This is a genomic window from Mesoflavibacter zeaxanthinifaciens DSM 18436, assembly GCF_000422365.1.
Lineage (GTDB): Bacteria > Bacteroidota > Bacteroidia > Flavobacteriales > Flavobacteriaceae > Mesoflavibacter > Mesoflavibacter zeaxanthinifaciens.
In genome coordinates, this window is sequence record NZ_AULQ01000014.1 from 1 (window position 1) to 9,219 (window position 9,219).

The following is a 9,219-nucleotide window of genomic DNA, read 5'->3' on the forward strand; positions in this document are numbered from 1 at the left end:
GCTAACGTTAGCGTATAAATTTCAGTTGCGGAAAATCGGTACGATTTTCCGATTGAAACTGAAAGATAGAAAATTGCAATGAATTTCCGTAGGAAATTCAGTCGCAATTGAATTTATACAATGTTGGTTGCAGTTATATTTCAGTTTTTTGAGATTCATTCCGTTTTGATTTGCGTTCTGCTATTCAATTCCACGTTTTGATTCCGCAATTTTGGAATTCGATAGAGTAGCAGTGATCAATTCACGTTTTTTAAATTCCGCTCAAGTTGATTTCTGCGCACAGTTCCGTTTTACATTTTTCAATTCAGCGTCACGTTTCGGTTTCGAGTATTAAATTCGGTTTCCGTTATGTTTTTTTGCGCAAAGTTCCGCTATTTTCAAAGTTCAAAATTCGCACGATTTTTACGCTTAGTTTTTAATTCGGTTATTGCAACCAACGTTGGTGTGTATGATTAGTTGCGGGAAAGGACGCAGTCATTTTCCGCAGTAAACCAAAGATAATTAATAAGAATGAAATTCCGATAGGAATTTCAGCCGCAATTAATTATACACGTTGTTAGGGTACGTTTTTTTATAGTTTTCTATTAAATTGCTCAATTCAGATGGTTTTTTTTCTAAACTATCAATAGATACTATAATTTCTTTCTCAAATGGCTTTTTCACAACTAAAAATTCATTTCTCATCCAAGAATTTTTATCAGTATTCGCATATTTAGTTAAAATATAAGTGAAAGTGTTATTCCAACTTATTAAGTTTTTGTTTTCAATTTTCAATCCATTTTTAGATAGAGTTATTTTTTCTGTTTGGTCAGCCATTTTAGCAATCAAAATTCCGAATATTGGAATTGAAAAGATTGTCAAAAACCCAAATATCTTTAAGAATTCAATATTCAGAATGTCAAGCGTGTCATTTTTAAAATAATGCAAAAAATAAGCTCCGAAGAAATCTAAACATAATATATAAACAAAATTAAAATCGAATTTTTTATTTCTCAAGATTAATTCATTCGGCATTTTTTTCTGCTCTTTCGATAATAAAGTTGGTCTAATTTTTTCAAAGTATCTATCGTCTTTAAAATTAATCTCAATTAGTTTTTGTTGACTTTTTACTAGCTTTTTTTTATTTCCTAAATATTGAGTACAAGTATTTATAAAATCAGGTCTTTTCTCAGTGATTTCACAAATTGGACCATCTAAGGATTTTCTATGATTTTCACAGCCTAAACACCAATTATGTAATAAGTCTATATCGTTCATCTCAAATGTGCTCTAACGGTCTCGTATAACCGTCAGTTACGGGATTAAAGTTAATGATTTTCGGTTAAGAACTAGCGTTAGCAATTTCGAGTGGATTCGGACGTAGTCGAATCCGCCGTAATTGCGGTTATACATTGTTGGCAGTAGTACTTTTTTTTTAGAAAGCACCTTCTGACATTGGAATCCAACGTTCCCATTTTTCATTTGTTTTTTTATAAAGTGAAATATTTACATAGCCATAAATATGTCCACAACAAAGATGGACACTAAAAACGCAAGCAACTTTTCCGTTTCTTATAAAAATCGGTTTAGATATGATTTTCAGTTCCCGTTTTTTATCTGCTTTTAGGAATTCCAATATATTTTTTTGCTCAACTTTTATAAGTTCCTTTTTGTCAGCTAAATCCCAAGAGTAATTTTCGGATGCTTTTAGTTCAGATATTAAATATTCCTTTTCTCCGAGAGATAATATTATACTGTCACTTTTCTTGATTCTGTTATCGTAGTATTTAAGAGTAGAGTCTTTCTTAATGTTGGATAGATGATATTCTAACGTTCCGAAATCTACCTTATCTAAATAACCAATATCAGAATATTTATCTGAATTCAGTTTATAGTCAATTAAATCCCAAAATATTTTTTCAGATTCAGTAGTTTGACTTGTCATCGTTTGACAAAAAACTAATATTAATATGTAGAATATGTTTTTCATTCAAATTGTTGCCAACGGTATCGGCTATGAGTAGTTGCGTGGGTTAGTACTTAACTTTGCAAGTACACACCAAGCTGAAAATCCGCAAGGATTTTCAGAAGTAGGCGAGAACGAGCAATTACTTATAGCCATTGTTGTGCACAGTATTTATTTATTATCTCGATTTGAAATTCCGTTAATTTTATCGCTTGGTAAACCATTGTAAATTCCGCTAACTCTTTTAGGCAGAGCTATCATATATTCGACAATTATATTTACTAAGTCAAAAAGCTGTCCAACAGTTTCCGGGTTGTCTGTATCAATTTGTCCAGGATGAACAGCATCATTTCCAGTAACACGCACAATGTCAGCGATTGTTGTACAATTTCAGGAAGTCCTTTTTTTACAAGTTCTCCTATGTCTTTATTAATATTTTTTCCACTTTCTCCTAATTCTTTACAGAGAACTTGAATTGAAAGCCTTAATAAAGCTGCTGCTCCTCTTGAAGATTTTGAATGTATTGATGTAGCTTCTAAATATAGTTTTCGAACAGATTCTGGCATTTCAGGATTCGGGAATGGTGCATTTCCATTTTCAGGATAATGCATTTTGTCTTGAACCCAAAGAGTGTTTTCGTTGCAATTATGACATTTTCCAACTCTCAAATTTTCGTATTCTCGCCTATGACCACTGTCCCTGCTACCGCTCCATTTAACACTCCACCAATCTTGTTTTGATAGAACACCACAATTTGGACAAGTGAAATTATTAGAAAATACTTCTGGTTTTACAAATTTCATAATTTCTATTTAAGGTTGTCATAATTTATAAAATCCCAAGGAATTTCTTTTTTAAATATCTGAATAAATTCTTCCATTTGTTCAAGAGAAATACTGTCTTTAAAAACTCGTATTGTTCTAGTTTTTTCTGTATCATCCCTAAAAATTTCCGCAACTAATTCGTCATTTCGATAGATTTCAACTCCAATTCCGTCACGTTCGTTCACGTCGCTTGCAATTATTACTCTATCTTTATTTTCTTTTATTTACGTTCTATTGGGATATTGTGCACAACGGTCTCGGCTATGATTTCGTTGCGGAAAAATCCGCAGGATTCTTTCCGCCGTAGCCGAAAGATAGCAAAATTGCCTTGAATTCCGATTAGGAATTCAACCGCAATGAATTATAACCATTGTTACCTGCTGGCTTTATTCATTTATTATTTCGTTTACTTGTTTTTCCAAGTCCGCAATTGCGTTAAATTTTCTGAATGTCAAATTCTTTCCGATTGATTTTAATTCAGACGTTAATTCTATTATCAAGTCCAATGGTTCGACTTCATATCCGAACAGATTTTGGTCAAATTGTGTTCCGATTAGAAGTCCATCATTAGCCATTCCAACACACCAATTTTCCATAAATTCCGCCAATGGGATTTCGGTCACGTTGAATTTTTTCCATTCGTCTTTCGCGCAAGATTTAGCTCGAACCTTTTCCGCCCAAAAGCATATCATTCCGATTGGGTTTCCATCATCGTCTTCAAATTGGGTTGAACTCGATGTTGCCAATCCATTTTTACTTTTCAGTCCGTAAACTATTCCGCTTTCAGAAACTGTCTTTATGAATTTCTGATGTCGGTTTTTCAATGTGATTGAATCTTGGAACATAGTTTTTTTCAGCTTGCAGGTAACGTTGATGTATAAGAATAGTTGCGTATTTGCGTGCGAGGAATTTCCGCAGGAAATTCAGATGTAGCAAATATGCAACTAACTTTGTTTAAGCACAAAATAGCAATTATTTTTATACGTTGTTAGCATACGTTTTTTTAATTCAGTGTTGTTCTACCCAAACTTTAATTTTCTTGTCATTTTCGTCAAGAGAGATAACTAAAAAGTCAAAATCCATTCCAAATCCGCTATATGCGCCAACAGGATACAGCATTAAATTCAATGTGTCATTTGTCGATTCCACATATCGCTTTTCCAATTCAAATGGTTTTCCGAGTAGATTTATTATTTGAGTTTTATTCAGTTCTTTATTCAGATAATTTTCTCGTAAATCCGTAAGCATATTCCATCTCGGACTTTTATGATTGCTATCATCGTTATGTTTTAACCATTCTTTTTGGTCAAACTTAATTTTCAATTCACGTTTTTCAAGGAATTCTTTATAATCTTTTTCAGCCTTCTCTTCATCCATATTTTTCCAAATACTTCCAAAGCCAACATCTGTTGAATCTTTTTTAGATTCAGTTCCTTTTTCGGTTTTTGATTGTCCACAACTTACTAAATGTAAAGTCAAAAGTAGAATTGTAATTGCGTTTTTCATAAATGTATGCTAACGGTTTAGTATAACCGTCAGTTGCGGGTTTAAAGTAACTGTTTTTCGGTTTAGCACAGACGTTAGCAATTCCGAGTGGATTCGGACGTAGTCGAATCCGCCGTAATTGCGGTTATACATTGTTGGGCACAGTTATTTATATTCTATTTCCCTCGTTCGTATGTAATTTAGTTTGTCATTCTCAATTGATTTCCTTTTTGTCCAATTTTCAAACTTGTCAAATTCGTATTTGTATTCTGTTGTTGAAATCAGAGAGTCTTTGCTATTAAATTCTTTAATTTCCATTAAAATTCCACAATCGTATTTATATTCAGTCTTTCGATTCCGTTCAGGTTTTCTAAAGTCCGATAGTTTGGATTCAATTACAAATTCCCTGTCGTTATATTTACTTACTTCAAGAGTATTAGTTATTGTGTCATTTGTTTCAACGTCAATGTAGATTTGTTTCAATGAACTTTCTTTTAGTTTGTTGTCAGAATTATATTTGTAACCTCCAATTTGTTTGAATTGAAAAATGTCATTTTTGGATTCAGATTTTGTTTCCAAAAGCAATGTGTCTTTGTAGAAATAATCAACAATAAAATTTGAACTGTCGTTTGAAAGTGTCACAATTTCTCTTTTTATCTTTTTTTGATTATTGTAAATGAATTCAATGTCCATTGTTTCGTCAGCAAATAAATTCCGTTGATGTCTGCTGATTATTTGGTCATTTTCGTTGTATTTCTTTTCGGTAATTACAAGCGTGTCTTGAATCTGATTATTCAGAGAATCGTTTTTCACTTTGATTGTGTATTCGGTAATTTGTGTCGCTTTTTGAGTCAGTCCGTTATTCAGCAATTTTGGTTCATTGCAACAACCAATTAAGAATATTGAAAAAAGTAAAATTAAAAGTCTATTCATTCTGTTTTTAATTGTGCCCAACGGTCTCGTATAACCGTCAGTTACGGATTTAAAGTTAATGATTTTCGGTTAAGCACTGACGTTAGCAATTCCGAGTGGATTCGGACGTAGTCGAATCCGCCGTAATTGCGGTTATACATTGTTGGCAACAGTTTTTTATTTATCTCCATCTCCAATTGGTACTATGACAAAAGCCCATTCAGCATCATCAGGAACTTTATAAATGTCTAAATATTTTCCTCCAAGTCCACTAACTTGAGAATTTTTGTCCTCAATTTCAAGTCCATAAGTTTCCCCAAACATAAATTTCACTCCATTTTCTAATTTTAGAGTGTCAGTGTCTTTAAGATTAAAAACTTTAGATTCATTCGGTTTTATTTTTAAATCACTAATGATTCCAATTCCGTCAGAAGTTTCATTGTAAATAAATACTTTGTATGTTTTTCCAGTTTTATTGTATTTGGCAGGAATTATAGAAATTTCATTTCCTTTTTCGATGAAAACGTTTCCATTAGAATCTGTCCATTTTTCCACCTTTTCGGAATCAGTTTTTTGTTCCGATTCCACAGGTTTTTCATTCACATTTTCTGGTGTTTTCTTTTCAGCTTCTTTTTGTCCGCAAGCAGATAATGTCAATAAAATTATTAAAATTTGAATGTATTTCCTCATTTCTCAAATTGTTGCCAACGTTTGCGTATAAATTTCAGTTGCGGAAAATCGGTACGATTTTCCGATTGAGCTGAAAGATAGAAAATTGCAATGAATTTCCGTAGGAAATTCAGCCGCAATTGAATTTATACATTGTTGTGGTTAGTTTTTTATTCCGTTTCAAGTTGTTCATTTATAAATTCCAATACGTCTTTGAAATAACTTTCCAAATTTTCGTGTTCTTCTTCTGCAGGATGCCAATTTGCAAACTTCCAGTATTTCCATTTCCCTGCTGTTAAGTCAGATGGAATTAATAAAAAGTATTGCTCTTCATTTATTCCACCAACAAGAATACTTTTTTCTAGTTCTTTTCCAATATTTTCAATTCCGTCAATGCTGTAGGCTTCGATTATAAAACTATCAATGTTCTTTAAATAGTCAATTTTGTTAGTTGGCTCAAAAGTCGGCTCGATATCATTTGGTGCAGAAAATCCGTTTGTTATGGATAAGAACTTTTTAAAATCGGATGGGAATTCAATTCCGAGTCTTTTTTCGGTCAATTTTATTTCACTTTCCGAAGCTGGTTTACTTCCTAACCATTTATTTTCAGTCTGCTCTTGAGTAAACTCAAAATTAGCTAAATCAATCGCTTTCTCTGATATTTGTTTTAGTAGACTGTTCATTTTTTCAAATTAACCACAACGTTAGCGTATAAATTTCAGTTGCGGAAAATCGGTACGATTTTCCGATTGAGACTGAAAGATAGAAAATTGCAATGAATTTCCGCAGGAAATTCAGCCGCAATTGAATTTATACATTGTTGGCATTAGTTTTTTATTTTTTCTTTCGTTCAAAGCAACTCCATTAACTCCTAATTCAAAGACCTCTTCTGTGTCTAAGTTAATTTTTATTTCCCAATGGTAACTGCATCCGTCCAATACCATTTCCTTTTCTTTTTTCCAATTTTCACTTTCGTCTTTGTAATATCCTCTGAGTCTATCGAAAATCGAATATCTGTCCCAATTGAAAGTTACATAAATGATTTTCTTTCCGCTACTGTCAATGTAACCAAAGTATTGTCTTCTGTATGATTTCAGTTTTTTGTGGATTACTGGACAATTGTCAACTTGGTTCGTTCTAGATTTATTCGCTTCTTTTAAATTTTGTTCGAGTATTCTCTCAGTTTTTTGAATGTCATCAATTGTCGGAGTGAATCTTTCTTTATCTTGAAGGCATAAAAAACAAGCACCATTTTCTTTAAATATAACTCCAGTTATTCGTCCTTTTTCAATTACTGTTGAGTACTCTGTCGGTTGTTCAACAATCTTAAATGTCGATGAACACGACACTAAAAAGATAAGAATTGATATGATTGTGAATTGTTTCATTTAAATTAATGCCAACGTTGGTGTGTATGATTAGTTGCGGGAAAGGACGCAGTCATTTTCCGCTGTAAACCAAAGATAATTAATAAGAATGAAATTCCGATAGGAATTTCAGCCGCAATTAATTATACACGTTGTTGTAAAACGTTTTTTTTCATTTGTTAGAAAATTATTCCAAGGTTTAAACCAATTCCATTTGCTTTAATAACAAAATCAGATTTATCAATCCATTCATCCGTTAAGCTAATTGTTTTGTGAGAATATGAAAGGTCTGAAATTAAAAATAACTTTTTTCCAACCTTAAATTTGTAGCCAATACCAATATTAAAAACCATTCCTTTTCTCAATTCAGAGTTTTCTCCACCAACTCTTAAAGAAGGTCCAATGTCTAAAAAGGCATATATAGAATTTTCTTCATCAGTCATGTAAGTTCTTATGTCTAATAAAACTGGCAAAGTGTTGAAATTTGGATTGTGATAGCCATCAAGTCCAACCGCAATTCCAAGAGAAAATTTCGGCGAAATAAAATAGCCATTTATAGTTTGCAAACTCCAAGCGTGTGATTTATTTGCGTCAAGTTCGGAATAAAATCCGCCTTCTCCTTCTATAAAAAGATCTTGTTTTAGATCAGTAATTGCAATAAATCCAACTTTAGTAATATTAAAAAAACCTTTGTTCTTGTTTAAGTCTTTAGTTTTAGAATCAGTTTGGGCAAATGAAAATAAAGAGTTTAAAAGTAGAAGTGATAAAATGATTTTTTTCATTAGTTCAATTTTCTAAATGTTTTACAACGGTTTCGTATAACCGTCAGTTACGGGTTTATATGCGTTAATTTACGGTTAAGCACTGACGTTAGCAATTCCGAGTGGATTCGGACGTAGTCGAATCCGCCGTAATTGCGGTTATACATTGTTAGCAAACGTATTTTATTCCATTTCATTTTCTTCAATTTCACTCAGCTCTGGTGGCGGAACCATATATTCAAGCCTATATTTTTCCATTTCTTTGGGATACAACTCAAACATAATTCTTTGGTAACGTTCAATATTAAATCCGCGATTCCCAAGTCCAGTTGTTCTCAATAGAATTGTCTCTTTTTCTTTTGGGTTAATTATTATAAAAAATGGACTGCTTATTTCTTCTTGATAATCAATATCAAAATCAGCCATCATTTTTTCTAAATTCAGCGTATCGTTTTTTAATTCATAAAGAACTTTATCAAAATGAACAGGCTCATCGTCCATTACTCTTTTTTCTTTTAGTTGAAGAAATACACTATCGTTGGTTTTTGTGATTTGTAATCGGTCATATTCACTCCACATACACATAGATAAATCGACTCCAATATTCAGAGTATCGTTATTTTCCATTTTCGTTTTAAATTCGGAGTAATCTTGCGTGACTCTAAATTCAGATTTTTTCGGCTCAACTTTTTGTTTACAACCAAAAATTAGGATTGTAAAAATTAAAATTAATATGTTGAACTTTTCGTTTCTCATATGTTTGCTAACGGTTTTGGCTATGATACGTTGCGGAAAAATCCGCAGGATTCTTTCCGCCATAGCCGAAAGATAGCAAATTGCAATGAAATTCCGATAGGAATTTCAGCCGCAATGGATTATAGCCGTTGTTGTGTGCAGTTTTTATTTAATTCTATAAAGTGTAATTTTGTCATCAGATTCAGCAATACTTTTCGGTCTTATTCCATTTTTGCCTCGTGCATACAATAGAATATCTTTTTCCACAATATCAATTATCCCTGGAATTTTTAATTGTTTTTTACTCTCCAATTCTGTGAATATTAAGTCCAAAGTTTTTGGTGTTTTGTTATAGTCAATTTTATATTCAAGACTGAATTTTTTTCCGTTTCTCATAAAGTCATTTCCACCGATTTTTTCATTCTCAGATTCCATTTCAGCTATTCCGTTACTGTAAAAAACAAAGTTACCAGAAGAAGAATAAGATTCCCATTCCCATTTTCCAACAATATTAAATTCTG

13 protein-coding genes are annotated in these 9,219 nt (G+C 32.2%); all 13 read right to left on the bottom strand.

Annotated elements, in window-relative coordinates; translation table 11 throughout:
- Positions 1–540: 540 nt before the first annotated feature.
- The gene (locus H574_RS0111895; RefSeq protein ID WP_027880799.1) at positions 541–1,257 is read right to left on the bottom strand and encodes a hypothetical protein; all 717 of its coding nucleotides are present in this window, start codon (positions 1,255–1,257) and stop codon (positions 541–543) included.
- A 157-nt stretch (positions 1,258–1,414) separates the two neighbouring features.
- A complete protein-coding gene (locus H574_RS0111900; protein ID WP_027880800.1) occupies positions 1,415–1,924 on the bottom strand; it encodes a hypothetical protein in 510 nt (169 codons plus the stop codon).
- A 302-nt stretch (positions 1,925–2,226) separates the two neighbouring features.
- Complete coding sequence (locus tag H574_RS14205; RefSeq protein WP_051169887.1) at positions 2,227–2,748, bottom strand: DUF4145 domain-containing protein; 522 nt, start codon at positions 2,746–2,748, stop codon at positions 2,227–2,229.
- A gap of 5 nt (positions 2,749–2,753) precedes the next feature.
- Positions 2,754–2,954 carry a hypothetical protein gene (locus tag H574_RS0111915; RefSeq protein ID WP_205619343.1) on the bottom strand — a complete coding sequence of 67 codons (201 nt, stop codon included), beginning with the start codon at positions 2,952–2,954 and terminating at the stop codon, positions 2,754–2,756.
- Positions 2,955–3,155: 201 nt separating this feature from the next.
- Positions 3,156–3,614 carry a DUF2750 domain-containing protein gene (locus H574_RS0111920; RefSeq protein ID WP_027880802.1) on the bottom strand — a complete coding sequence of 153 codons (459 nt, stop codon included), beginning with the start codon at positions 3,612–3,614 and terminating at the stop codon, positions 3,156–3,158.
- Positions 3,615–3,777: 163 nt separating this feature from the next.
- Positions 3,778–4,248 carry a hypothetical protein gene (locus H574_RS0111925; RefSeq protein WP_155912664.1) on the bottom strand — a complete coding sequence of 157 codons (471 nt, stop codon included), beginning with the start codon at positions 4,246–4,248 and terminating at the stop codon, positions 3,778–3,780.
- 171 nt (positions 4,249–4,419) lie between these two features.
- Positions 4,420–5,187, bottom strand: a complete 768-nt coding sequence (locus H574_RS0111930; RefSeq protein ID WP_027880804.1) for a hypothetical protein — start codon at positions 5,185–5,187, stop codon at positions 4,420–4,422.
- A 156-nt stretch (positions 5,188–5,343) separates the two neighbouring features.
- Positions 5,344–5,856: a hypothetical protein gene (locus H574_RS0111935; RefSeq protein WP_027880805.1), complete on the bottom strand. Its 513-nt coding sequence runs from the start codon at positions 5,854–5,856 to the stop codon at positions 5,344–5,346.
- Positions 5,857–6,005: 149 nt separating this feature from the next.
- Positions 6,006–6,518, bottom strand: coding sequence for an SMI1/KNR4 family protein (locus H574_RS0111940; RefSeq protein ID WP_027880806.1), 513 nt, complete (start codon positions 6,516–6,518; stop codon positions 6,006–6,008).
- Positions 6,519–6,629: 111 nt separating this feature from the next.
- Positions 6,630–7,223, bottom strand: a complete 594-nt coding sequence (locus H574_RS0111945) for a hypothetical protein (protein WP_027880807.1) — start codon at positions 7,221–7,223, stop codon at positions 6,630–6,632.
- Positions 7,224–7,381: 158 nt separating this feature from the next.
- Entirely contained in the window at positions 7,382–7,984 is a 603-nt protein-coding gene (locus tag H574_RS0111950) for a hypothetical protein (RefSeq protein ID WP_027880808.1), read from the bottom strand.
- 162 nt (positions 7,985–8,146) lie between these two features.
- On the bottom strand, positions 8,147–8,719 hold the full coding sequence (locus tag H574_RS0111955) for a hypothetical protein (RefSeq protein ID WP_155912666.1): 573 nt from the start codon (positions 8,717–8,719) through the stop codon (positions 8,147–8,149).
- 144 nt (positions 8,720–8,863) lie between these two features.
- Positions 8,864–9,219 (bottom strand): hypothetical protein (locus H574_RS14695; RefSeq protein WP_027880810.1); only part of this gene is annotated, 356 nt, incomplete at its 5' end.